The organism is Hyalangium gracile, from assembly GCF_020103725.1.
Taxonomy (GTDB): Bacteria; Myxococcota; Myxococcia; order Myxococcales; family Myxococcaceae; genus Hyalangium; species Hyalangium gracile.
Genome location: NZ_JAHXBG010000018.1, coordinates 14,606 through 39,175 on the forward strand (window position 1 = coordinate 14,606; position 24,570 = coordinate 39,175).

General features: G+C 69.9%; 18 protein-coding genes. 7 read left to right on the top strand and 11 right to left on the bottom strand.

The features are described 5' to 3' along the window. Positions 1-4 precede the first annotated feature (4 nt). The 8 genes from nrfD to KY572_RS30930 form a co-directional block, all read right to left on the bottom strand. Positions 5-1,450: an NrfD/PsrC family molybdoenzyme membrane anchor subunit gene (gene nrfD / locus KY572_RS30895; RefSeq protein ID WP_224247141.1), complete on the bottom strand. Its 1,446-nt coding sequence runs from the start codon at positions 1,448-1,450 to the stop codon at positions 5-7. 2 nt (positions 1,451-1,452) lie between these two features. Further along, the gene (locus KY572_RS30900) at positions 1,453-4,758 is read right to left on the bottom strand and encodes a TAT-variant-translocated molybdopterin oxidoreductase (protein WP_224247404.1); all 3,306 of its coding nucleotides are present in this window, start codon (positions 4,756-4,758) and stop codon (positions 1,453-1,455) included. Then, entirely contained in the window at positions 4,755-5,417 is a 663-nt protein-coding gene (locus KY572_RS30905) for a cytochrome c3 family protein (protein WP_224247148.1), read from the bottom strand. Before KY572_RS30905 ends, KY572_RS30900 begins: the two co-directional genes overlap by 4 nt. 446 nt (positions 5,418-5,863) lie before the next feature. Next, complete coding sequence (locus KY572_RS30910; RefSeq protein ID WP_224247150.1) at positions 5,864-6,229, bottom strand: HNH endonuclease; 366 nt, start codon at positions 6,227-6,229, stop codon at positions 5,864-5,866. 5 nt (positions 6,230-6,234) lie between these two features. Then, entirely contained in the window at positions 6,235-6,885 is a 651-nt protein-coding gene (pdeM, locus tag KY572_RS30915) for a ligase-associated DNA damage response endonuclease PdeM (protein ID WP_224247152.1), read from the bottom strand. Beyond that, positions 6,855-9,371 (bottom strand): ligase-associated DNA damage response DEXH box helicase, encoded by a 2,517-nt coding sequence (locus tag KY572_RS30920; protein ID WP_224247154.1) that lies wholly within the window; start codon positions 9,369-9,371, stop codon positions 6,855-6,857. Before KY572_RS30920 ends, pdeM begins: the two co-directional genes overlap by 31 nt. Further along, positions 9,358-10,953, bottom strand: coding sequence for an ATP-dependent DNA ligase (locus KY572_RS30925; RefSeq protein ID WP_224247156.1), 1,596 nt, complete (start codon positions 10,951-10,953; stop codon positions 9,358-9,360). The genes KY572_RS30920 and KY572_RS30925 overlap by 14 nt, the downstream gene beginning before the upstream one ends. A 1-nt stretch (position 10,954) precedes the next feature. Next, complete coding sequence (locus KY572_RS30930) at positions 10,955-11,977, bottom strand: ligase-associated DNA damage response exonuclease (protein ID WP_224247158.1); 1,023 nt, start codon at positions 11,975-11,977, stop codon at positions 10,955-10,957. Between the two features lie 186 nt (positions 11,978-12,163). On the opposite strand from KY572_RS30930, the gene KY572_RS30935 reads away from it, so the two are divergent. The 5 genes from KY572_RS30935 to KY572_RS30955 all read left to right on the top strand — a co-directional run bounded on the left by KY572_RS30935 (position 12,164) and on the right by KY572_RS30955 (position 17,172). Continuing rightward, positions 12,164-13,015 (top strand): SH3 domain-containing protein, encoded by an 852-nt coding sequence (locus KY572_RS30935; protein ID WP_224247160.1) that lies wholly within the window; start codon positions 12,164-12,166, stop codon positions 13,013-13,015. Between the two features lie 115 nt (positions 13,016-13,130). After that, positions 13,131-14,624, top strand: a complete 1,494-nt coding sequence (locus KY572_RS30940) for an anthranilate synthase component I family protein (protein WP_224247405.1) — start codon at positions 13,131-13,133, stop codon at positions 14,622-14,624. After that, positions 14,621-15,184 carry an anthranilate synthase component II gene (locus KY572_RS30945; protein ID WP_224247162.1) on the top strand — a complete coding sequence of 188 codons (564 nt, stop codon included), beginning with the start codon at positions 14,621-14,623 and terminating at the stop codon, positions 15,182-15,184. The genes KY572_RS30940 and KY572_RS30945 overlap by 4 nt, the downstream gene beginning before the upstream one ends. A gap of 43 nt (positions 15,185-15,227) precedes the next feature. After that, positions 15,228-15,992, top strand: a complete 765-nt coding sequence (gene bla, locus KY572_RS30950) for a subclass B1 metallo-beta-lactamase (RefSeq protein WP_224247164.1) — start codon at positions 15,228-15,230, stop codon at positions 15,990-15,992. 265 nt (positions 15,993-16,257) lie between these two features. Continuing rightward, positions 16,258-17,172, top strand: coding sequence for a DMT family transporter (locus KY572_RS30955; protein ID WP_224247165.1), 915 nt, complete (start codon positions 16,258-16,260; stop codon positions 17,170-17,172). Between the two features lie 81 nt (positions 17,173-17,253). Here the strand turns inward: KY572_RS30955 and KY572_RS30960 are convergent, their stop codons facing one another. From KY572_RS30960 to KY572_RS30970, 3 genes are all read right to left on the bottom strand, one after another. Continuing rightward, positions 17,254-18,531, bottom strand: coding sequence for a hypothetical protein (locus KY572_RS30960; protein ID WP_224247167.1), 1,278 nt, complete (start codon positions 18,529-18,531; stop codon positions 17,254-17,256). Between the two features lie 71 nt (positions 18,532-18,602). Next, on the bottom strand, positions 18,603-20,552 hold the full coding sequence (locus tag KY572_RS30965; protein WP_224247169.1) for a HEAT repeat domain-containing protein: 1,950 nt from the start codon (positions 20,550-20,552) through the stop codon (positions 18,603-18,605). Between the two features lie 270 nt (positions 20,553-20,822). Beyond that, the gene (locus KY572_RS30970) at positions 20,823-22,040 is read right to left on the bottom strand and encodes a TonB C-terminal domain-containing protein (protein WP_224247171.1); all 1,218 of its coding nucleotides are present in this window, start codon (positions 22,038-22,040) and stop codon (positions 20,823-20,825) included. A gap of 102 nt (positions 22,041-22,142) precedes the next feature. Here KY572_RS30970 and KY572_RS30975 point away from each other — a divergent pair, with 102 nt between their 5' ends. Both KY572_RS30975 and KY572_RS30980 read left to right on the top strand, forming a co-directional pair. After that, complete coding sequence (locus KY572_RS30975; protein WP_224247173.1) at positions 22,143-23,057, top strand: bestrophin family protein; 915 nt, start codon at positions 22,143-22,145, stop codon at positions 23,055-23,057. Between the two features lie 155 nt (positions 23,058-23,212). Further along, positions 23,213-24,565 (top strand): hypothetical protein, encoded by a 1,353-nt coding sequence (locus KY572_RS30980; protein WP_224247175.1) that lies wholly within the window; start codon positions 23,213-23,215, stop codon positions 24,563-24,565. Positions 24,566-24,570 lie beyond the last annotated feature (5 nt).

Consider the following 24,570-nt stretch of genomic DNA (forward strand, 5'->3'; position numbering starts at 1 on the left):
GGCTCTAGTGCGCTCCGTGGGTGAGGGTACCGGCGGCGGCCGTCTCCACACCGTGGCTGCCGTGGTGGGCGGCGGCGTGCTTGAGCTCGAACTGCAGCTCCTTCACCTCGCTGATGGCCACCGCGGGCACGAACTTGAGGAACAGCATGAACAGCGTGCCGAACAGGCCCAGCGTGCCGATGTAGATGGTCCAGTCCACCCAGGTGGGCGTGTACATGTCCCACGACGAGGGCAGGAAGTCCTGGTGCAGCGAGGTGACGATGATGATGAAGCGCTCGCACCACATGCCGACGTTCACCAGGATGGCGGCCACCCACATCACCGGGATGCTGGTGCGCAGCTTCTTGAACCAGAAGATGTTCGGGGTGATGACGTTGCAGGCGATCATCAGCCAGTACACCCCGGCGTAGGGGCCCTTCGCGCGGTTCACGTAGAAGGTCCAGATCTCGTACTGGCTCTGGGAGTACCACGCCACGAAGTGCTCCATCATGTACCCGTAGGACACGATGAGGCCGGTGGCGAGGATGACCTTGTTCATGTTCTCCAGGTGCCGGTCCGTAATCACGTCCCTGAGGCCCATGTACTTGCGGGCCGGAATCATCAGGGTGACCACCATCGCGAAGCCGGAGAACACGGCGCCGGCGACGAAGTAGGGCGGGAAGATCGTCGCGTGCCAGCCGGGGAGCACCGACACGGCGAAGTCGAAGGACACGATCGTGTGCACCGAGAGCACCAGCGGGGTGGAGATGCCCGCCAGAATCAGGTAGCCGATCTTGTAGTTGTGCCAGTGCCGCCCGGAGCCGCGCCAGCCGAGGCTGAAGATGCCGTAGGCGATGCGCTGAGCCCGCGTCTTGGACGAGTCACGCAGCGCGGCCAGGTCCGGGATGAGGCCGATGTACCAGAAGAGGATGGAGACGGTGAGGTACGTCGAGATGGCGAACACGTCCCACACCAGCGGCGAGCGGAACTGCGGCCACGCGCCCAGGGTGCTGGGGTAGGGAATCAGCCAGAAGGCGAACCAGGGGCGGCCGGTGTGTAGCAGCGGGAAGAGGCCCGCGCACATGACGGCGAACAGCGTCATCGCCTCGGCGAAGCGGTTGATGCTGGTGCGCCACTTCTGCTGGAAGAGCAGGAGGATGGCGGAGATGAGCGTACCGGCGTGGCCGATACCCACCCACCAGACGAAGTTGATGATGTCGAAGGCCCAGCCCACCGGCTGGTTGTTGCCCCACACGCCGATGCCCTTGGCCAGCGTGTACGTCACGCCGACCACCAGGCCACCCAGCGCGGTGAGCGTGATGCCGAACAGCATCAACCAGCCCTTGCCGGGCTTCTGCCAGACGTAGTCCAGCAGCGTGTCATTGAGCGACTTGTCGTCGTGGTGCGGCGCGACGAGGTGCCGTGGCTCGAGGGGATCGATCACGACATCGGAGGCAGTGGTCTCGGCCATGGTCAGTGCTCTCCTTCACGCGCCTTGGGCGCTGGAGCCAGAGCGGAATTCGGGTTGCGCAGTCGCACGAGGTGGACGGTGCGGGGCTGGGTGCCCAGCTCGTGCAGCAGCTTGTAGTGACGCTCGTCGTTGTGCAGCTGGGTGACGCGGGCCTGCTGGTCATGCAGCGAGCCGAAGCTGATGGCCTGCGTGGGGCACGCCTGCTGGCAGGCGGTGTGGAGCTCGCCCTGCTTGCCGGCCCCGGCGCTCTGCTCGAAGGTGATGGTCCGGCGCTCGATGCGGGCGTTGATGCGGGTGCGCTCGATGCGCTGCACGCAGTAGGTGCACTTCTCCATGACGCCGCGGTTGCGCACCGTGACGTCCGGGTTCATCGCCATCTTCTCGGTCGGCGTCTTGCCCTTGGTGTAGTGCAGGTAGTTGAAGCGGCGGACCTTGTAGGGGCAGTTGTTGGAGCAGTACCGCGTGCCGACGCAGCGGTTGTACACCATGTCGTTGAGGCCCTCGTCCGAGTGGACGGTGGCGTTCACCGGGCAGACGTACTCGCAGGGCGCCTTCTCGCAGTGCACGCACATCACCGGCTGCATGATGAGCTGCGGGTTGGCGTCCGGCTCCGCGCGGCTCTCGTAGCCGCCCTCGTAGATGCCGGCGCCGGAGAAGTACCGGTCGATGCGCAGCCACTGCATCTCACGGCTGCGGGAGACCTGGTCCTTGCCCACCACCGGGATGTTGTTCTCCGCCTGGCAGGCCACCACGCACGCGGCGCAGCCGGTGCAGCGGGACAGGTCGATGGCCATGGCCCACTTGTACTCGGCCCGCTCGTTGCTCCCCTCCTGCTTCTCCTTCGTGTACTTGAAGGCAGGCATGAGGTTCTCTTTGTTCCCCTCGGCGTCCAGATTGCCTCGGGTGCGAGCGAGAGCCTCGACCACGTGGTGGTCCGTCTTGCGCTTGCTCCACTCGTCCAGCGTGAAGTCCAGCGCGATGGGACGGCCCGCCGTGCTCCAGTGCTGCTGGGTGGAGACGAGCTTGTACGTCTCGCGCGTCTTGGTCAGGGTGGCGCCGCCGTCGAACCAGGGCGCGTTGATGCTGCGCACCAGGTTGGCGTTGTAGCCCTTGCCCTGCGCCGTCGTCTCGTGGAGGCCGGTGCGGCCGTAGCCCAGCGGCAGCGTCACCGCGCCGTTGGCGTGGCCCGGCATGATCCACACCGGGGCCTGCAGCTTGCGGCCGCCGTAGCTCACCTCCACCACGTCACCGCGCTCGACGCCCAGCGCCGCGGCGTCCTTGGGGCTGATGAGCAGCGGGTTGTCCCACACCAGCTTGGTGATGGGGTCCGGCAGCTCCTGCAGCCAGGACATGTTGGAGAAGCGGCCGTCGAAGACCTTGTAGTCCGGGATGAAGTTGATCTCGAACTGGCCGGCGGCGGCGGCGGGCGCCTGGTACGCGTTGATGAGGGCGGAGGCGGCGTCCACGTTGCCGGGCGTGGCCACCGGGGTGGCGGTGCTGCCCGGGACGATGCCCACGGAGACGAGCTGCTCCCAGTGGGACTCGAAGTCCGCGATGCCGGCGGCCTGGCCGCGCCAGAAGTCGCGCAGCAGCTGGTAGGACGGGCGGAAGGGCTCATCCAGGAAGACGGCCAGCAGCTCGGACTCCGGCACGCCGTTGAAGAGCGGCTGGATGAGCGGCTGGGCGATGGAGACGGTGCCATCCACCGAGCGGCCATCGGTCCACGACTCGAGCTGGTGGGCGGCCGGGATGAACCAGTCCACCAGGGCGGACGTCTCGTCCTCGAAGAGCGAGGTGTAGATGACGTTGAGCCTGGCGCGGTTGGGGTTCTTCGCCGGGTCCAGCAGCTCCGCCAGCCCCGCGTCCGCGGGCAGCGAGTAGACGGGGTTCCAGGCGGTGATGACCAGCGTGTCGACGGTGCCGGCCTTGATGTCGTTGACCAGCTCGCGGATGCCGGCCAGGCCCGTGTTCTCCGCGATGGCGGGCACGTAGCTGACCGTCTTGCCCACGCTGCCCAGCGCCACGTTCAGCGCGTGGGCCAGGGCGTGCACCGCGGCGGGCTGGCGCTCACCGGCCACCACCAGGCAGTTGCCCTCGGCGTTGCGCAGATCCGCGGCGACGGCGGCGATCCACTGCTCGGCGTTGGCGGGCGCGGCGGACTTGGCGCCAGCGGCGGCGGCCAGTCCAGCGGCCCCTCCACCCACGGCGCGAGCCACGGCGGCGGCCACCCCGAGGATGTCCGCGGAGCGCACCGGCAGGCGGTGGTCCGCCATGCCGCCGGTGATGGAGTAGCGCGGCTCCGCCACGTACAGGCGGTTGAGCTTGCCCATGTTCGGGTCGCGCCGATGGGCGAACTGCCGCGCGTAGGTGAGGTTGGTGGGGCGGCTGTCCAGGAAGTCGCCATCCAGGGAGAGGATGATGTCGGCCTTGCTGAAGTCGTACAGCGCCGTGTACGGCTGGCCGAAGACGGCGCGGGTGGCCTCGTGCGCCTGCTCCTGGGTGACGTCGGTGTGGCTGTAGAAGCGGGCGGAGGGCAGCTTCTGCTGGATGCGGCTGCGCAGGTGGCCCAGCAGCGGCGAGTTCAGCGGCTCGGTGAGGAAGCGCACCCGGGCGCCGCCGTCGGCGGTGGCGGACTTGCCCACCAGGCCGGCGATCTGCTCGGAGAAGGTGCGCAGCGAGCGCGGGTTCTTGCCCTGGCGCAGCACGCGGGCGCGCTGCGGATCGTACAGGGAGAGCAGGAAGGCCTGCTCGAAGACACCGGCCGCGCCCTGGTTCACCGGGTGCTGCGGGTTGCCTTCCACCTTCACCGGGCGGCCCTCGCGGGCGGTGATGAGCAGGCCGGAGGTGTGGCCGGCGAACGTCATCCCGGACGCGTAGTGCAGCGGGTTGCCCGGGGTCAGCTCGGGCGGCGTCTTGGTGAAGGGCACCATCCGCTCGTCCGGCGGACGGGTGGAGCAGGCGGTGGCGCCGGCCAGCGCCAGCGAGGCGCCGATGAGCTGCATGAACTCACGGCGGGCCACGCCGGTGGGCGGCAGGTCCGCGCCCTCGGGGAACTCGGGCCCCACCGTCTCCAGGTACTCGGGCTTGCCCAGCCGCTCCTCGAGGCTGCGCCAGTACGTCCGGCCATAGCCGTTCTCGGAGGCCACGCCCGAGGCGGCGGCGTGGTCCAGCGCCGAGCCGACCTCGTCGTGCTCGTGCGGGTGGGCGTGGTCATGCTCCTCGGCCGCCGCGGCCTGGTTGGACAACACCGGCAGGGCGAAGGAGGAGGGGGTGTCTTGCGACGGAGCGCCGTGCTTCTTCGGATTCATCGGTGGCATGTGGAGCAGCTCGTCCGCGAGTGAACGTCGTAATCGGTGGCCAGCTTCTCCCCGAGGGCGACTGCCTCCTCGGGCTTGGCGGGCGGGGTCCAGGTCATGCTGGTGATGTACTCCAGCGGCCGCAGGTGCGGCTTGGGATCGCGGTGGCAGTCCAGGCACCAGCCCATGGTGAGCGGCTGCTTCTGCTCCACGGCGGCCATCTCGTCCACGCGGCCGTGGCAGCTGTAGCAGCCGACGCCCTTGTTCACGTGGATGGCGTGGTTGAAGTAGACGAAGTCCGGCAGGTTGTGCACGCGGACCCAGGGGATGGCCCGGTCGGTGAAGTAGGCCTCGCGCACCTGGGTGAGGTACGGGCTCTTGTTCCACACCTGCGCGTGGCAGGACATGCACACGGTGGTGGAGGGGATGCCCGCCGAGGGCGACTTCTCCACCGTCCAGTGGCAGTACCGACAGTCGATCTGCTCGTCACCGGCGTGGTGGCGGTGGTCGAACTCGATCGGCTGTTCGTACGGGCGCTGCATGTTGGTGCCGTACGGCGAGCGTACGTACGCCATCAGGCCGCCGATGGCGATTGCAGGCACCGCGAGGAGGCCCGCGGCGGAGAACCGCGAGACCGTGTTCGTCCAGCGAGGGAAGAGTGGGCCGCTCATACCAGGACCAGGGGGAAGCAGGGGACTGAAGAGGAACGCGACAGGGAGGAAGACGAGCCGTACCGAGGGAAGACTTCGGAAGGCAGGGCCAATAGCGGCCTCATCTCGTCGGAGGAGTCAGGGCGACGCTTGGGGCGCACGCAAGGCATGGCAATCACGAACAAGTCGATGACCGAATCCTGAAGAGATGCCGCGGGCGGGTCCCTCCTCCTGCTCCCGTCCCAACGCGGCGCGCGACCATCGACCATCGACTCCCTACTGTCAACCTTCTTTCGTTGCGCGCCGGACCCGCCGGGTAGCGCAGATAGCACAGCGTCCCGAGACAGGTGCAGTGAGGTTGCTGCGCGGGATGACGTTCTCTTCTGGCAAGAGATAGGGGGGGTGAACCCGTACCAACTCGGTCCGGATCAGCCGCCGGGGGGAGGCGGCCCATCCGGGGCCGGCGCTCAGTCCGGCTCGGAGGCGTCCGGATCGCGCCAGCGCTCCCGGCGGCGCTCCTGGAGCCGGGTGACGAGCTGCTGGGCCCTGGCATCCTTTAGATAGCGCGGGTCGTGCCGCGAGCCCTTGCCCTGGTTGCAGCGGGCGCACGCCAGGCCGAGGTTCTCCAAGGCATCGGTGCCGCCGTGGGTCCGGGGGATGATGTGCTCGATGGTGGCGCGGCTGATGGGGTCGCCATTCAGGTCCACCATGAGGTGGGCGTTGCAGTGCAAGCACTTTCCGAGCCAGACCTCGTGGCCGCGGAAGTCGGTGCGCTCGAAGGTGGAGTCGGTGGCGATGATGTCCAGGACGCGGCGGCGCTTGGAGGCACTCATGGGGCCTACACCTCGATGACGGCTTCGTCGGCGATGACGAAGATGCGCTCGCCCCCGCGCCGGCTCATGTCCAGCCCCCCGGTGAAGGCGCTGAATGCGGGAAGTATGCCGACCGCCTCGCCGACGTGGAAGCAGGGCAGCCGCAGCCGGTCGGCGCCATGGGACAGGCGGACCACGGGGTGCAGGTGCCCGGCCCAGCTGTAGCGGCCTGTCGCGGGCTCGGGGTGGTGGGCGAAGCGGAAGGGGCCCTCGTCCAGGTGCTCCTCGTGGACGTCCAGGCGCCACTCGGGGGGCAGCGACTTGAGGTGCCGGTCGTGGTTGCCCCGGACCAGGACCATCTCCACGTCATGGCCGGCCCGCCAGGTGGCGATGCGCTCCCGGACGGCGGGGGTGATGCCTCGCTTGGAGTGGATGAGGTCCCCCACGAGCAGCAGCCGTTGGGCCTGGGTGCGCTCCAGCGCTCGGGAGAGGCGGGCCAGGTCGTCCTCCAGGACGCCGGCGGGCAGGGGGATGCCGTGCTGCTGGAAGCTCTCGGGCTTGCCCCAGTGCAGGTCCGCCACCGCCAGCAGACGGGCCTCGGGCCAGTACAGAGCGCGCTCGGGGAGCAGCTCCACCTCTCTACCGCTCACGCGGACCTGGCATCTTCGCGTTGCCATCGCTCCTTGAGGCGCTCCACCCGCTCCAGGAGGGACTCATTGGAGAGGCTCGCGCTGATGCGCTCGACGACGAGCGGGAAGGCCAGCGGCGTGGGCCGCCGGACGGGGATGAGCTCCAGGCTGGAGTGCTCCAGGCGCTCCAGGGTGCCGGCCAGCCGGTTCTGCTCGAAGTGCTGCTCCAGCACCTCGCGCCGGGCCTGGACGAGCAGCAGGTTGTCCGGGTCGTACTTGAGGAAGACGTCGTAGAGCAGCGAGGCGCTGGCCTGGACCTGGCGCGTGGACTTGCGAGCGCCGGGCAGCCCTGGGAGCACCAGCCCGGCCACCCGCGCGATGTCCCGGAATTGGCGGCGCGCCAGCTCGCTCAGGTTGACGCTCTCGAGGATGTCCTCCACCAGCCGCTCTCGGGTGAAGAGGGCCGGGCGCAGCGCCTCCTCGAAGGGGAAGTCGTCCGGCGTGAGGAACTCGATGCCGTAGTCATTCACCGAGAGGCTGAAGGTGGACTTGCGCAGCCGGGTGAAGCGCAGGGCCAGCAGGGCCGCCAGGCCCTCGTGCACCAGCCTGCCCTCGAACGGGTAGAGGAAGAGGTGGTGCCCCTCGCGCGTCTGGCACGTCTCGGCCAGGCAGCTGCTGGCGGCGGGGATGCGAGACAGGCGTGCCTGCGCGTCGAGCACCGGCCAGGCCGCGGCCAGCTCCTCGGCGCTGACGTCTCCGTGGCGAGCCGAGTGCAGCGTCCGGCGCACCGCCGCGGCCAGGGAGCCGGACAGGGGCAGCCGGCTGCCGTACCAGCGCGGCGTCTGAGAGACTTTTCCCTTCGCCGGCTTCACGTAGGCCGTCATGTCCTTGAGCCGGCTGAACTCCAGCCGCTTGCCCGCGAAGAGGAAGGTGTCCCCGGGGCGCATGCGGCTCACGTAGGACTCCTCCACCGAGCCGATGCGCCCTCCGCTCCAGTAGCGGAGCTGGACCGTGGCATCCGAGGAGATGGTGCCGATGTTGAGCTTGTGCAGCCGGGCGATGCGCGCGTCCGCGACGATGAAGCGGCCCTCGTGCTCCACCACGCGGCGGAACTCGGGGTAGGCGCGCAGGGTGGCGCTGCCCTCGCGCACCAGCGCCAGGGTCCACTCGAACTCCTCGTCCGAGAGGCTCCGGTAGCTGGTGGCCTCACGCACCTCGGCGCGCAGGGCCTCGCGGGTGAAGCCGCCGCCCATGGCGCACGTGACGAGGTGCTGCGCGAGCACGTCCAGCGGCTTGCTCAGGGGCAGGCGGGGCTCCACCTCGCCTCGCTGGAGGGCCTCGCGCGCGGCGGCCATCTCCACCAGCTCCAGCGCGTGCGTGGGGACGAAGAGCAGGTGGCAGGTCTCTCCGGGGCGGTGGCCGCTGCGCCCGGCGCGCTGGAGCGAGCGGGCGATGCCCTTGGGGCTGCCCACCTGCACCACGCGCTCCACCGGGCCGAAGTCCACGCCCAGGTCCAGCGAGGAGGTGCACACCACGATGCGGACGCTGCCGTCCTTCAGGCCTCGCTCCACCCGCTCGCGCTCCTCCCGGTCGATGGAGCCGTGGTGCAGGGCAATCACGCCCTCCCACTCGGGACGGGCGAAGCGCAGCCCCTCGAACCAGCGCTCCGCCTGGGAGCGGGTGTTGGTGAAGAGCAGGGTGGTGCGGGCCGGGTCCAGCCAGGCGCCCACCTTCTCCAGCATCGAGAAGCCCAGGTGGCCCGCCCAGGGGAAGCTGTCCACGCTGTCCGGCAGCAGCGTGCTCACCTCTATAGGGCGCTCGAGGTCCGCGCTCAGGAGGGTGGGCGTGGCGAGCGCGCCGGCGACGGCCTGGGCCGCCGCGTCCAGGTTGGCGAGCGTGGCCGACAGCGCCCAGGTGCGAACGCCCGGAGCGAAGCGGCGCAGGCGCGCCAGGGCCAGCTCCATTTGCGTGCCGCGCTTGGTGCTGAGCAGCTCGTGCCACTCGTCCACGATGATGGAGCGCAGGCCGGCGAAGAGCTCCGAGGAGCGCTCGTTGGCCAGGAGCAGCGAGAGGGACTCGGGCGTGGTGATGAGGACCTCGGGCAGCCGGTCTCGCTGGCGCTGGCGCACGGAGGAGGAGGTGTCCCCGGTGCGGCTCTCCACGGTGATGTCCGCGCCCAGCGTGTCCAGCGGTGCCAGCAGGGCCAGCTCCACGTCTCGGGACACGGCGCGCAGCGGCGTCACATAGAGGATCTGCAGGCCCTTGCGCCCACCCTCGGCCACGTCGGCGAGCGGTCCGATATAGGCGGCGTACGTCTTCCCCGCGCCCGTGGGGACATGGATGAGGCCGCTCTCGCCCCGCGCGTACGCGGCCCAGGCCTGCTCCTGGAAGGGGTAGGGCGTCCACCCGCGCTCCTGGAACCAGCCTCGGAGCCGCTCGAGCGGACTCCGGGTGTCGCCATCTAAAGGAGGAGCAGGCAGAGAAGGCTTCTTCGCCCGGGTCGGACGCCGAGTCCTCCTCTCAGTGCTGGGCATGGAGCAGCTCCTTGAGGCTCTCGAGCGAGTCCGCGTCCTGGGGCTTCTTGTCCAGGCGCCACCGGGCGATGCGCGGGAAGCGCAGCGCGACGCCCGACTTGTGGCGGGGCGAGGCGGCGATGCCCTCGAAGTGCAGCTCGAACACCTGCTCCGGGGCGACGGAGCGCACCGGGCCGAACTTCTCGCGCGTGTGGGCGCGGATCCACCGGTCCAGCCGGGCGATCTCCTGGTCCGTGAGCCCCGAGTACGCCTTGGCCACGGGCAGCAGCTCCGAGCCGTTCCACACCGCGAAGGTGTAGTCCGTGTAGAGCGAGGAGCGGCGCCCGTGCCCCGGCTGCGCGTAGAGGAGCACCGCGTCCACGGCGAACGGGTCGATCTTCCACTTCCACCAGTCTCCGCGCTTGCGGCCGTGCTGGTAGGTGGACTCGAGGCGCTTGAGCATGAAGCCCTCGACGTTGCGCTCACGGGACTCGTGCCGCAGCTCCGCCAGCCTCTCCCACGAGTCCGCCTGCACCGCCGGCGACACGGTGAAGTGCGGCCGGCCTCTCAGCAGGGCCTCCAGCCGCCAGCGGCGCTCGCGCAGCGGACGGCCTCGCAGGTCCTCTCCGCCTTCCTCCAGCAAGTCATAGGCGATGAAGGAGGCGGGAGCCTCGGCGAGCACCTTGGCCGTCAGCTTCTGCCGGCCGATGCGCCGCTGCAGCCGGCTGAAGGGCAGGGGACGGCCGTTCTCGTAGGCGAGCACCTCTCCGTCCAGCACCGTCCCATCCGGCAGGGCCTCGGCGGCCTTGGTGATCTCCGGGAAGCGCTCGGTGATGAGCTCTTCGCCGCGGCTCCAGAGATAGACACCGCCCTTGCGGCGGATGAGCTGGCCGCGGATGCCGTCCCACTTCCACTCGACGAGCCAGTCCTGGGGAGCGCCCAGCGACTCCACCGGCTGCTCCAGCGGCGAGGCCAGATAGAACGGATACGGCCGGGACACGTCTCCGTCCGACACGTCGGGGGAGAGCAGCTGCTCGAAGAAGGCTCGCGAGGGCGCCCACGTCCCCATCAGCCGATGGGACACGGTGGCCGCAGGCAGCTGCGCCACCTGCGCCACGGCGCGCACCACCAGCGTGTCCGAGACGCCCACGCGCAGCTCGCCGGTGAGCATCTTGTTGAGGAGGAACAGCTCGCGCCGGGGCAGCACCTTCCACCAGGAGAGCACCTGCTCGCGCTGCTGGGTGACTTCCAGATCCTTTAGAGGAAGCAGCCGCTCCTCCAGCCACCAGGACAGGGGCATCTCCTCGGGCGCGGCGGGACGCTCGTATTGATCGAGGAGCAGCGCGATGACCTCCGCCAGGTCGCCCACGGAGGCGTAGACCTCCGCGAAGAGCCAGTCGGGGAGGCCCGTCAGCTCCTGCGTCCACGGCACCAGCACCTTCGACGTCAGCAGCCGCTTCAGGCGCCGGCCGGTGAGGAAGTACAGCGCCCAGGCCGCGTCCTGGGCCGGAGCATCCCGGAAGTAGCGCACCATCGCCTCCACCTTGGCGTTGGTGGAGGTGGTGGCGTCGAGCGCGTCATAGAGGTCCGCGAAGCGCCGCATCTCAGTCCTCCGCCTCGCCCTCGAAGGGCGTGGAGAGTGGAGCGGCATCCAGCCCCTTCTCGCGCAGGTAGCGCGCGAGCGGCTCGCTGTAGCCGTGGGTGACGAGCACCCGGCTCGCCTGCGTCTCCTCCACCGTACGCAGCAGCTCCGGCCAGTCCGCGTGGTCCGAGAGCACGAAGCCGCGGTCGAAGCCGCGCCGCCGCCGGTTGCCGCGCACGCGCATCCAGCCCGAGGCGAACGCCGTGGCGAAGTCCCCGAAGCGGCGCATCCACGTGGAGCCGCCCGCGCTCGGAGGCGCCAGCACCAGCGCCCCGGCGAAGGAGGCGCCCTTCTCCGTCTCGGAGACGAGCTGGGTCGGCAGCATCCGCACGCCGGCCTCGCGGTAGCAGCCCACCAGGCCGTTCACCGCGCCATGCACGAGCACGGGCCGGTCCGTGAGGCGCGCCAGCTCTCCGAGGATGCGCTGCGCCTTGCCCAGCGCGTAGCAGAACAGCACCGAGGCCCGTCCCGCCTCGCGGTTGCCGTCCCACCAGCGGAGGATGTCCTCGGCCACCAGGCGCGGATCATCCCAGCGGTAGATGGGCAGCCCGAAGGTGGCCTCGGTGATGAGGGTGTCGCAGCGCACCACCTCGAAGGGCACGCAGGTGGGGTCGGGCGTGCGCTTGTAGTCGCCGGAGACGATCCACACCTCGCCCTGGTGCTCGATGCGGATCTGCGCGCTGCCGAGCACGTGGCCCGCGGGGTGGAAGCTCACGGTGACGTCGCCCACGGTGAGCCGCTCGCCATACTCCAGCGTGGTCAGCTCCGCGTCCTGCCCCAGCCGCTTGCGCAGCAGGCCCTGTCCGGCCCGTGCCGCCAGATAGCGCTGGCTGCCGCCACGGGCGTGGTCGCCATGGGCGTGGGTGATGAGGGCCCGCTCCACCGGGCGCCAGGGATCGATGTAGAAGCCCCCGGGCGGGCAGAACAGGCCCTGGGGCGTCACCGAGACCAGCGGCGGTCTGTCCTGGAGAGCAGTGGCACCCAAAGCCTCTTTCAATTAACGACGCCACAGGTTGGCGGCCACAGCGGGGAGCAGCCAGGTCACCTGCTGCCTCCGAGACCAGGGAGGCATCCTTCTCCCGGAGCGACCCGGGCTCCCGGGAAGGGATGGACTTCCATGGCGTTGGCTGCCAGGAGATAACTCCGCCGTCCTCCCCCCGAGCAACCTTACATGGCGCCCGCTCTCCTGCTCTCTCTCCTGCTCTCGCAGCCGAAGATCGTTCTCTACGCCGCTCACGGGGACACGAATGACCCGGCCTCCTATGACATCTCCACGTGGGAGCCGGGGCACCAGCTCTTCATCGCGGTGGACCAGGCCAGCCTGCGCGAGGAGCCCGACGAGGAGACGCGCGTGGTGGCCTCGCTCGCGCTGGGCTCGCCCGTGACGGTGAAGCAGCGCTCGGGCGAGCGGGTGCGGGTGCTGGATCGCGTGGACCACTGGTACCTGGTGGAGGCGAAGGACGCGGAGGGCAGGACCGTGAGCGGCCACCTGTTCGGCAACCTCCTCACCCCGCTGCGCTTCGAGAAGGATCTCGACGGAGACGGCGAGAAGGAGCTCGCCACGGTGGCGATGACGGCGGACTTCAAGATCCGCGTGCGGGTGATGGAGCCGAGGCTGCCGCCCAACCAGCGCGTCGCCTACCTGGATCTACGGCCCGCGGGCGCGGGGCCGGGAGGCTCGGTCAAGGCCACCTTCGTGGACCCCAGGAAGGCCGGCGTGGCGCTGCTGATGGTGGAGTCCATTCCCGAGGCGGACAGCACCAGCTTCAAGGCCTTGCTCAGCTACGTGGTGCCCGGGCGCAATCACGAGGCGCTCGGCACGGTGATGGAGTCGCTCTCCCTGACGGAGCGGGTGGACCCGCCCCTCGTGGTCCGCCATGCCGTCTCCTTCCAGCGAAAGAAGCGGCGGCTCATCTCCGTGGAGACACGCAAGGGCGAGTCAGAGAGCGGAAAGACCGTGAAGGTCCGTCGCATGTATCAATGGAAGGACGGCGTCTACGTGGAGGAGCGCAAGAAGCGTTAGGGCTCCGGCCGTCACGTCTCACTTTTCCTACACTCAGTAGGAACCGGGGGGCCCTTTCCAGGAGAGCGCCTGGTGGGGGAAACTCCATCACAGGCCCCCGAGGAACCCAATGATGATGAACGCACAGGAGCGGAAGGCGGCGTATCGCCAGCGCGCGGAGAAGGGGGAGTCGGTCCCCGTCTCGGTGGAGATCCCCGCGGATCTCGACACGCCGCTGTCGGCGTACCTCAAGCTGGGAGCTGGCTCGCGGGGTTTCATCCTCGAGTCGTGCCACGGCGGCGAGCGCTTCGGGCGCTACAGCCACGTGTGCACCTCTCCCACCGGTCGCGTCCGGCTGGATCGCAACGGGGCCACCCTGTGGCGGGGCGAGCGCGAGGAGCGCCGCGACGGCAAGCCGCTGGAGGTGCTGCGAGCGCTGTGGCGCGAGCATGCCGTGGCCGCGCTGCCGGGCGAGGCGCCATTCCTGGGCGGGCTGGTGGGCTACCTCGGCTACAACTGCGCCTCCTGGTTCGAGCGCCATGTGCCGGACCGGCACTCGAATGATCTGTCGTTCCCGGACTCCGAGTGGCTGCTGGCCGAGGAGTTCGTCACGCATGACACGCGCACCCAGGCGCTCAAGGCCACGGTCATCGCCCGGCCCGCGCTGCACGGGAGCGTCGCGCAGGCGCTGAAGGACGCGGAGGAGCGCGCCGAGGCCATGGCCGAGCGCCTGCGCAGGCCGCTGCCGCCCGAGGCCTATGCGCCGGCCCCGAAGATGCGCGGCGAGCCCGATCCCATCGTCCACTGGGACCGCGCGGGCTACGAGGCCGCGGTGGAGCGCGTGAAGGAGTACATCCGCGCCGGAGACTGCATGCAGGTGGTGCTGGCGCGGCGGTTCGAGTCTCGCGGGACGCCACCCCCGCTCAGCCTCTATCGCGCGCTGCGCAGGGTGAACCCCTCGCCGTACCTCTTCCTGGTGGAGCTGGGCGAGGCGCGAGCGCTGGTGGGCGCCTCGCCGGAGCTGCTGGTGCAGGTGCGCGACGGGGACGTGGTGGTGCGGCCCATCGCCGGCACTCGCCGCCGCGGCGCCACCGAGGCCGAGGACCAGTCGCTGGAGAAGGAGCTGCTCGCGGACGAGAAGGAGCGCGCCGAGCACATGATGCTGGTGGACCTGGGGCGCAACGACGTGGGGCGCGTGGCGGCGCCGGGCTCCGTGCGCGTCGAGGAGCTGATGGTCATCGAGCGCTACAGCCACGTGATGCACATCGTCTCGCAGGTGCGCGGCAAGCTGGGCTCGGAGTACGACGCGCTGGATGCGCTGGCGAGCACGTTCCCGGCGGGCACCGTCTCCGGCGCTCCGAAGATTCGGGCCATGCAGATCATCGACGAGCTGGAGCCCATGCGGCGCGGGCCCTACGCGGGCGCGGTGGGCTACCTGTCGTTCTGCGGCACGCTGGACGTGGCCATCGCGCTGCGCACGTTCTTCGTGGACGGAGACCGCACGCTGTGGACGGCGGGCGCGGGGCTGGTGGCGGACTCGGTTCCCAGCCTGGAGGCGGACGAGACGGAGGCCAAGGCCCGGGCGCTCGGCACCGCGCTGAAGCTGGCTCGCGAGGGAGGTGGGCGATGATCCTCGTCATCGACAACTACGACTCGTTCACGTTCAACCTCGTGCAGCTGCTGTTCACGCTGGGCGCCGAGGTGAAGGTGGCGCGCAACGACGAGATCGACGCGGCGGGCGTGCTCGCCTCGGGGGCCTCGCACGTGGTGGTGTCTCCGGGGCCGTGCACGCCGTACGAGGCGGGCGTGAGCATGGCCGCCATCCGCGATGCGCGGGTGCCGGTGTTCGGCGTGTGCCTGGGGCATCAGTCCATCGGCGCCGTCTTCGGCGGCAAGGTGATTCGCGCCCCCGAGCCCGTCCACGGCAAGACGACGTCGGTCCAGCACAGCGGGACGGGCCTCTTCACCGGGGCGTCCCAGGGCTTCCGGGCCGGGCGCTACCACTCGCTCGTGGTGGAGGCCTCGACGCTGCCGGCGGAGCTGGAGGCCACGGCGTGGACGCCGGATGGGCTCATCATGGGCCTGAAGCACCGCCAGCGGCCCATCGTCGGCGTGCAGTTCCACCCGGAGAGCGTGCTGACGCCCGAGGGCCCGACGCTGGTGAAGAACTTCCTCGAAGGGCGGTACTGAGCGTAGAGGAAGCCTCGGAACCCTTCTTCCGAGGTGAAGCTCGATGGCCGCCGTTCCCTGTCGCCTGCTCCGCGTCTGGGCTGTGCTCGCGCTCAGCGCCGCCTGTGCCTCCACTCCCACTCCCGGCGCTCAGGAGCGCGGTGAGTACGCCCTCACGGAGGACGTGAGCCTGCGGCGCGTCGCCCCGGGCGTCTGGGTCCACACGACGATGGGCAGCGGGCCCTATGCCAACATCCCGGCCAACGGGCTGCTCGTCGAGGATGGTGATGGCTCCATCCTGGTCGATACGGGCTGGGACGCTCGGCAGGCCGAGAGCCTGCTGACGTGGGCTCAGGATGTGCTGCACCGTCCGGTGAAGGCCGCCGTGGTGACGCACTCTCACGAGGACCGGACGGGAGGCATCTCCGCGCTCCTGGCGCGTGGGCTCCCCGTCTACGGACAGGAGGAGACGGCGCGGATCGCGGCGGCCAGCAAGGAGCCAGTCCCCTCACTCACCTTCGCGGAGACCCAGGCCCTGGGACCGCTCGAGCTCTTCTTTCCTGGCCACGGCCACGCGCCCGACAACATCGTGGTCTGGCACCCGGGCGGCGCGGTCCTCTTCGGCGGCTGCTTCGTGAAGGGCGGCGAGTCGAAGGACCTGGGCAACGTGGGGGATGCGGACACGGCGGCCTGGCCGGCGAGCGTGGACAGGACGCGTGAGCGCTTCCCCCAGGCGCGCATCGTCGTTCCAGGCCATGGCGCGCCGGGAGGGCCGGAGCTCCTGACGCACACCCAGGCGTTGCTTCGCGCGAGTCCCACCGCCCGTTGAGGGGAAGTACGCCTGGTACGCCTCTTCGACGTTCAACGCTTCCCTCCGGCACGGGCCCAGCCGGCTCCTCGGGCGCTCTCCCTCTCACTCCAGGGAGAACGCAGCCGCCCGGAAAATCCGGCCACGGTTTCTTCAGGCCCCTGGAACCCACCAGGCCTTCCCGAGGAAGCCTGTGCCGGTGTGTTCACTCCGCGCGCTGGCCTGGAGCACTCCCGGGCCGGGTGCGCCCAGGCGCGGGTGTCCTCGTCTATCGTCCCGCGCTCCCATGATGGAACACCGCCTTGGAGAGCTCTTCGCCCTGGTGACGGCCTGCTGCTGGGTCGCCAGCAGCTTCTGCTTCGAGAGCGCGGGGCGGCGCATGGGCTCGCTGGTGGTGAACCTCGTCCGGCTGGTGCTGGCGCTCGGGCTGCTGGGGATGCTCTGCCTCGTGCGGCGGGGGATGTTCCTGCCGCTGGATGCGCCAGCGAGCGCGTGGCTCTGGCTGTCGCTCAGCGGGGTGCTCGGCTTCTTCCTGTCCGATATGTGCCTGTTCCGGGCGTTCGTCCTCCAGGGGGCGAGGCGCAGCATGTTGATGCTGTCGCTGGCGCCGGTGTTCGCCGCCCTGCTCGATGTGCTCGTGCGACGCTATCCCCTCTCGTGGTTCGATCTGCTGGGGATGACGCTCACGCTCGCCGGGGTGATGTGGGTCACCCTCGAGCGCTCGGGGAGCGACGCGCCGCACACCCGGCGAGACAAGCGCCAGGGCGCGGTGCTCGCGCTGCTGGCTGCGGTGGCGCAGGCCCTGGGCGCGACTACCGCGGCCCATGGCATGCGCCTGGAGGACGGAGGGCAGTACGACGCGATGGCGGCCACCTTCATCCGGGCCGTCGCGGGGGCGGTGTGCTTCGGCCTGCTGATTGCCGCCCTCGGCTGGGGGCGCCGTCTCATGGCGGGCCTGAAGGACAGGCAGGCGATGATCGCCGTCTCCTGTGGCGCCGTCATGGGGCCCGTGCTGGGCGTGACGTTCTTCCTGGAGTCGCTGCAGCACGTGCAGAGCGGTGTGACGCAGACGATCGCCTCCACCGTGCCCGTGCTGATGCTGCCGGTCGTCTACTTCCAGCGCCAGGAGCGCATCGGCCTGCGCTCCATCAGCGGCGCATGTGTCGCCGTGGCGGGCGTGGTGGTGCTCTGCCTGACGTGAGGTGGGAGGGCGGAAAGCCGAAGAGCGGCCCCGCGTGACGCGAGGCCGCTCGGATGTTCCTGCTTCGGGAGCCGCTGGGGACTACAGCTGCTCAGCCATGCTCATCAGCGGGGTGGTGTCGGCCGGAGCGAAGCCCGGGCAGATGCCGAGGCCGATCGTGCCGGTCTTGCTGAAGAGCGGGGCGTTCAGGGTGTAGCCCGACCAGTTGGCGATGGTCAGGTACCAGGTCTTCTTGAAGAACCAGAAGATCTTCACCCGGGCGTAGAGCCGGATGTTGCCGGACATCGTGTTCAGGCTGATGTTGGAGCTGAGCTTCCAGGTCATCGCGCTGCACAGCGGCCAGAAGAGCTCGGCGGTCGCCGGCAGGTTCACGTTGATGAGCATCAGGCTGCCCTGGACACCGAAGGCGAAGACGACGACGTCCACACTCACCGAGGCCGTCACGTTGACGTAGCCGCCCGGCGTCCCGTTGATCTTGGCCTCCGTGGGGCTGATCTTTCCGGACAGGCTCAGCTTCGCGCCGCCGCTGAGCGCGGCCCGCACCTTCATCGGGACGGGGCCCACATTGAACCGCTTGCTGACGACGAAGAAGTCACGGCTGGAGTTGACGGGGGTGATGGTGAAGCTGGCCGCCAGGCTCTTGGAGTAGATCTGCTGGCCCATGGCGTACACCCGGGCCATGCCGCTGTTGGTGCCACCCTGCTGCCCGGACACGTCGATGCGGGCGCGGACCACTTCCCGGGTATAGGAGAACGCCGTGGCGTGCACCTTGCCGTCGACGTAGGCCACCACCTTCTTGCCGATGGCGCCGGAGGCCTCCGTGCCCTGCACGAAGGTGTCGATGTAGTAGCCCGCGCCGAACATCGAGTTGCCGAAGGCGTCCTTGCGGACCCAGCGCCGGGTGGCCGTCGCCGGAGCGGACATGGTGCTGATCAGGCCCTGCGGCTTGAGCTGGGGTGCTGGGGGCTGGCCATCCTCCTCGTAGATCTCCTCGGGAGGGGGTGCCGTCTCCCGGGATGCTTCAGGAATCGTGGGCTGCTCGATGGCGATCTCCGTCGTGCCATCGGTGTTGGTGATACGCCGGCCTCCGGTGATGCGCACCTCGTCGGCGATGATCGCCTCCTGCTCTTCCGGGGTGTAGACGCGCCTCTGGTCGTAGGGGAGCAGCGTCGACTCCCAGCTGTAGTTGTCATCCATCACATAGCCATCCGGGTAGGACACCACCGGGAACTTGGCCTCGACCTGGTAGACGACCGGGTCGGTGTACTCCGGGATCGGGGTGGTGGCCTGCGCCGCGGCCAGGGTGGGGACGATGAACGCCAGGACAGCGCTCAGGGTACGGGGAATGATTCGGGACATGGACTGCCTCTCTGTGTGTGGGTTGGGTGTGGGTGTTGAAGTGACTGCGGGGACAGGGGGACTGCCGCGGCTCAGTGAGTCCGCGAGCTGAGGAAGGTGAGGGCGGTGCGGCGCAGGCCCGGGCTCGGGTCGTTCTGGCTGCTCCACTCGAGGAGGGAGCGCGCCTCGGGGACGGCGCGGAACTGATCACCAGCCAGCGTGATGATCTCCCGGCGGACCAGGTCGGAGCTGTCCATGCGCAGGGCCTGGGAGAGCACCGGCAGCAGCGGGGCCAGGGGACGGAAGCTGCTGGCGAAGACGGCCGTCTGGCGCACCTCGGCGGTGGGGTCCTGCAGGAGGACGCTCGCGAGCAGCTGGTCCGCGCTGGGGGCGGGCATGTTGCGCAGGGCCTCGACGGCGGCGGTGCGCACCTCGGGGGACGTGGAGGACAGGGCCGACTGCAGGGTGGGCAGCGCGCTGGGGTGGCGCGTGTTGCCCAGGGCGCGCAGCATCAGGGCCTGCTGCTCGGGGCTGCTGGAGGAGCGGTAGGCGCTGTCCAGCTCGTGCACGAGCGACTCGGCATCGCGCGGCCGGCTGTCGTTCATCATCATGGAGGCGCTGCCCAGGCCCAGCGTGGCGGTGTCGGCCAGCTCGGGGTTGGCGTCGTGCGACAGCTCGCGCAGCGCGGCCACGCCTTCGTCGGTGGGGGTGCTGGCCATGCCCAGCGCGGAGGTGGCGTCCATGCGCACCGGTCCGGCGAGCGACTCGTCACGGACGATGGAGGAGAGCGCCTGGACGGCCTCCGGGGTGCTGGCGGAGGAGAGCGCGCCGAGCAGCGGGCTGGCGGCCAGCGGGTCCATTCCGGCGCGCAGGGTGTCGTGCACGAGGAGGGCCTGGCCGGGCTCCAGGAGGAAGAGCGCGCGCAGCTGCTGCAGGGCCTGGCTGCGCGCGGTCTCGCTCTGCTTCTCGTCGGCGGGCAGGCTGCGCAGCTCCTTCACCAGCGCGTCGAAGTTCTTGCCCGCGAGAATCTGGCGCAGCTCCACCTTGGGGTCCTGGCCCTCGCCCTGGTAGCTCGCCAGCGGCAGGGTGGTGAGCTCGCTGTAGCGATCCAGGAAGGAGCCGATCAGGGTGCGGTCGCGGCTGCGCTCCTTCAGCGTCAGGCTCACCTGCAGCGAGCTGACGACGGTGAACATGGACGGCCCGGAGTCCACCTCGAGGTGCTCGCGGCCCTGGAGGGACTCGGCCCAGAAGTCCGTGCCCAGCTCGAAGGAGGCGAGGGCGCTGATGCTCACGCGCGGGCCGGCGTTCAGCGGCTGGAGCCCGTCGGGGGTGGCCAGGTGCGAGTAGGCCAGCTTGGTCTTCTCGAAGTGCGCGGGGCCCTTGCGGGTGTACTGGGCGGAGTAGAGCCCCGTGGTGTCCTGCTCCTCGGTGCGCCAGGTCTCCTGGGGAGCGCCGGACAGCACGTGCTGGGTGGCGGCCACGGTGGCGCGCAGCAGCCCCTGCACGAGGATGTCGGTGCCCTGCTCGAAGTGGACGAACTGCACGGCACCGGAGCGGTGCAGGGTGATGAAGAAGGGCTGGGCCAGGCCGGCCTCGAAGGTGCGACGCACCTCGGGCGCGAGCCGGCTCTCCCCGTTCAGGTTCACCTCGGCGGTGGAGGGCACCAATTGGATGCGGGCGTGGACCTGCTCTCCGTCCACGGAGACGACTCCCACGCTCCACTCGCCTCGGAGGTGGAAGCGCAGGCCCGGGGGCGTCTCGGCACCGGGCTGGGAGGAGGTGAAGTTCACCTCCTGGCTGGAGCTCAGCGTGTAGCGGTACTTCATGCCGGGCACCCACTCCCGAGCGCTCTCCATGGCCTTCCGCGCGGAAGGAGCGGGCAGCGCGGAGGCCGGCTCGGCGGGAGCGGTGGAGCGGGGCTTCGAGGTGGCCTGAGGCGCCTCGGAAGCGGGCAGGTCGTTCGACTTCAGGGCCACCCCTCCCGCGGTGATTCCCAGGAGGAGCAGCGTGAGGAAGAGGAGGATGCGGTGCTTTCCAGGCATGGAGGTTCCCCGGGACGCTCAGTCCCTGCGTGAAGCGGTGCGGTTGGATGGGGCTCGAAGGCGGTGGGCGCCTCCCGCGCTCGGTGCGTGGGAGGGAGTGGTTCAGCTCACGTCCGCATCCCAAAGCATCCGGCGTGCCACGCCGCGCGCCCTGGGAATTTCCAGGCGCGAGGGGGTTTCAGGCGGTTTTGGGGCGTCTTCGAGGCAAGCCTTGCCGGCAAACCTTGCCGGTTCCGGTGGGGATTGCCGACAACGGCTGCCGGAGCGGGCTCAGTAGACCTTGAGCAGGCGCGCCCGGTACTCGAAGCGGGGGCGCAGCGCGGCGTTGGAGGGATCCATGAGGAGCCCCAACGGGAGCGTGAGCGTGCCGGTGGCGAGGCTGGCGAGCGACTCCCTCAGCGCCTGGGGCGTGTAGAGCCAGCCCTCCACCATCCACTGGGTCCTGAGGACGTCGCGTCCCCGGAGCGCTTCTTCCGGAGGAGGCGTCAGCGAGGTGAGCGCCCCTGGGACGACCTTCAGCACGAAGGCATCGAAGAGCGGGTTGCCAGAAGGGTCGGTGAGCTTGGCGTCCACGAGCTCCCCGCTGCGGTCCAGGCGCAGCTCGAGGGTGACGGTGAGCAGGGGGCTGCGGTTGTTCAGCGCCTCCAGCGTCTCGCGCGCCTGGATCTGCATCCGCAGCCGGTCCGCCGCGGGCTCGTGCCTGAAGATCTCCGCGACCTTCTCGCTGTGAAGGGGATGCTGTGGGGGCGGGGCTCCTCCCGGGTTGCCCGTCTTGCCGTACTCCTCGGCGGCTTGCGTGTAGCTCTTCATGACGCCCGCCATGGGGTTCCAGATCCCGAGATCGCGAGCCTCGCCGCCCTCGGCGCTACCGAGTGCCCCATCGAGCGACTCGCGGACCCCTTCGAAGTAGGGGTGCTGTCCGATGCCTCGGGCGCGAGCCCCCGCCGCTCCATCGTCCATCCAGTCCTGGACGCGCGCGGTGAGCCGCTCCGAGGTCTCGGCCGAGGACTCGGGCTCGAGGGCCGGATCACCCGGGCGCAAGGTACGGCCCCGGGACTCCGGCTCCGCGGTGGGAGCGCCGGCACCGGGAACCCCTCCTGGCCACGAAGGAACGAGCACCAGCTTGCGCGGCGCATCCTCTCCTCCCGGCTCCGCCATGGGCCGATCCTCCTGGCGCTCGGCGGGCTTGGCGGGGGGCGGGCTCTCAGCCACGGGCGCGGCCGGCTGCTGTCGGCGGGCAGGCCGGGCGGCCGAGCGCTTCGCTGGCGCTGGGCTGGCGGCAGGCTCCTTCGGGAGAGGCGGGGCCGCGGGCGGCACGTCGATGAACTCCAGCTCCACGGAGTTCGGCTCCGCGCTCACGGGCGCCGGGCTCGGGACGGATGAAGCCCGGGGAGCCGCCAGCCACAGCCACGCGGCGACAGCCAGGTGCAGGAGCACCGAGGCAAGGATCGCGGGGGCAAGCCTGTGGCGAGAGGGAGCGGGCTTCATGGCCACCGTTGATGATCGGTCCTGGCAGGCTGGAGGACAAGGCTCGAAGTGACGGTTCGACCGTTGCCTTCCAATCCGGGGTAGGCGAGAAGGTGCGGCGCGATGATCCAATACGATCCCCACCGATGGCTGCACCACTTCTTCGACCTGAAGGGGTCGATGGTCCGCGAGATCGTCGGACGCATGCTCGTCTCCACGGTGTGGGCCGTGGGAGTGGTGGCGTTCCACCGCTACGTCCGACCGGTGGACATCCCCAGCACGGTGCATGGGCTGGTGGGGGTGGCGCTCGGCCTGCTCCTGGTGTTCCGGACCAACTCCTCCTATGACCGCTTCTGGGAAGGCCGGAAGCTGTGGGGAGGCATCGTCAACGAGACGCGCAACCTGGCGCGGGCCGCGGGCGTCTTCCTCCGAGAGCGCGACCCGGAGCTCTACCGGACGCTGGTGCGCTGGACCGCCGTGTTCCCCAGCTCCGCGGCCTCGGGCCTGAGAGGGGTGAGGAACCTCGGGCCCATCGCCGCGCAGCTTCCGCCGGGGGACGTCCAGCAGGTCGCAGCCGCCCAGCACGCGACGCTCGCGGTGGCATGGCGCATGAGCGAAGCGCTGGCGGAGGGGCGCCGCCGCGGTTACTACAACGAGTACACGCAGATGGCGCTGGACCAGAACGTCCAGCTGCTCATCGACTACGTCGGTGGCTGCGAGCGCATCCACAGGACGCCCATGCCCTTCGCGTACATGGTGCACCTGCGCCGGGCGCTCGTCCTCTACTGCTACTCGTTGCCGTTCGCTCTGGTGGACAGCTTCGGATGGCTGGCGGTGGTGGCCACCTTCCTCGTCTCGTACGTCTTCCTCGGCATCGAGGAGATCGGCGTGGAGATCGAGGATCCCTTCGGCGTGGATGAGAACGATCTGCCGCTCGAGCAGATCTGCGGCGTCATCCACGCCAACCTCCTGGCGCTGCTGCCTCCCGAGACGTCCCAGTCCCCGGGCGTACCGGAGAAGGTCGCGCAGTCCCAGTAGTCCACCGCGCCCACGAATTTTCGTGGGCCCGGTGACGCCCAGGTCCGAAACCCTGATGGCGCTCCAGGGGCTTCTCTAGAGGAGGAGCCTCGGGCGCAAGCGCTGGCGCGAGCCTTGCCTGAGAGATGGCGCATTCACCATCAGGGGGGCAGTTCATGTCATCGCTGTACACAGGAGTGTCGAGGTCGTGGAACCGAGCAGTCTCGCTGGGGCTCATTCTCGCGGGAGAGCTGCTGACGGCTTGTGGAGAGGCGCAGGAGGCGAACACTCCGGAGGATTCAGGGCGGATGTGCGAGCAGTCCTGGCCGCGGGGGCAGCAACTGGGAACGGCGCTGGGGGACGAGGCGCTGGCGCTGGGAGCGGGCAAGGATGGCGAGCTGTACGTCGTGGGCTATGAGGGCGCGGTGCTGGGGGAGAGCAACCTCGGGCCGTCCGGGGATGCCCAGGGCTTCGTGATGCGGCTGGCCACCGACGGGCGCGTGGAGTGGAAGCGCGCGTTGGGGACCGTGGGAACGGACACGGTGGAGGCCCTGGAGATGGCTCCGGAAGGCCGCGGGCTGTGGGTGGCGGGACGGACCACGGGAGCCTTCGAGGGCTTCCGCTCGGGAGGGCAGTTCGACGGCTTCCTCGCCTCCGTGACGTCCGAGGGAGAGGCGACGGTGCTCTACCAGTGGGGCGACGCCCGGCCTCAGCACCCCGTGCGGCTCGCGCGAACGCCGGCGGGGAGCTTCGTGGTGGCGGGGTATGACGACATCTACGTCCCCAGCAACTACGTGGAGTCGTGGGAGGACCCGTTCGTGCTCCGCATCTCCCAGGGCGCGGACGGCGCGTGGGGCACGGACTGGAACCGCCGCTGGGACAGCACGCACTCCGACTGGTACACGGGCCTCACGGTGGGAGCCGCGGAGGAGAGCTATGTGAGCGGCAATGCCTTGTCTGGCTCCGCGCGTGGCGCCTTCGTGCAGCGCCGCGATGAGCGGGGCGAGCTCGCATGGAACCTGTCGCTGAGTCCGCACCCACTCGACACGGCGGCGAAGCTGGTGGCGCTGCCGGGCGGCGACGTGCTGGTCGCGGGCACCACCTACGGCGCGGTGGGCAACCTGCCCGTGAGGGCGGGCCAGGATGTCTACCTGGCGCGGCTGGACGGCGCGACGGGAGAGGCGCGCTGGGTGTCGCGTGCTGGCACCCTCGAGGCCGACTTCGTCACCGCGATGGTCGTGGACTCCCGAGGCCACGCCTTCGTGGCGGGAGAGACGACCGGCGTCTTCGAGGGCGCCACCGGAGAGCGAGGCAGCCTGGATGCCTTCGCCCTGGAGTTCGACGCGAACGGGGAGCTGCTGGGAACCTGGCAGCACGGCAGCCAGGGAGGCGCGGATGATCACGTGGCCGACGTGGTGGTGGATGCGTGCGGCCGCGTCTTCGTCGCGGGCTACACGGAGGGCGTCTTCGTCGAAGGCAGTGCCCCTCCGGGTGGACGCGACGCCTTCATCGTCCCTGTGAGCTTCTGACGCTT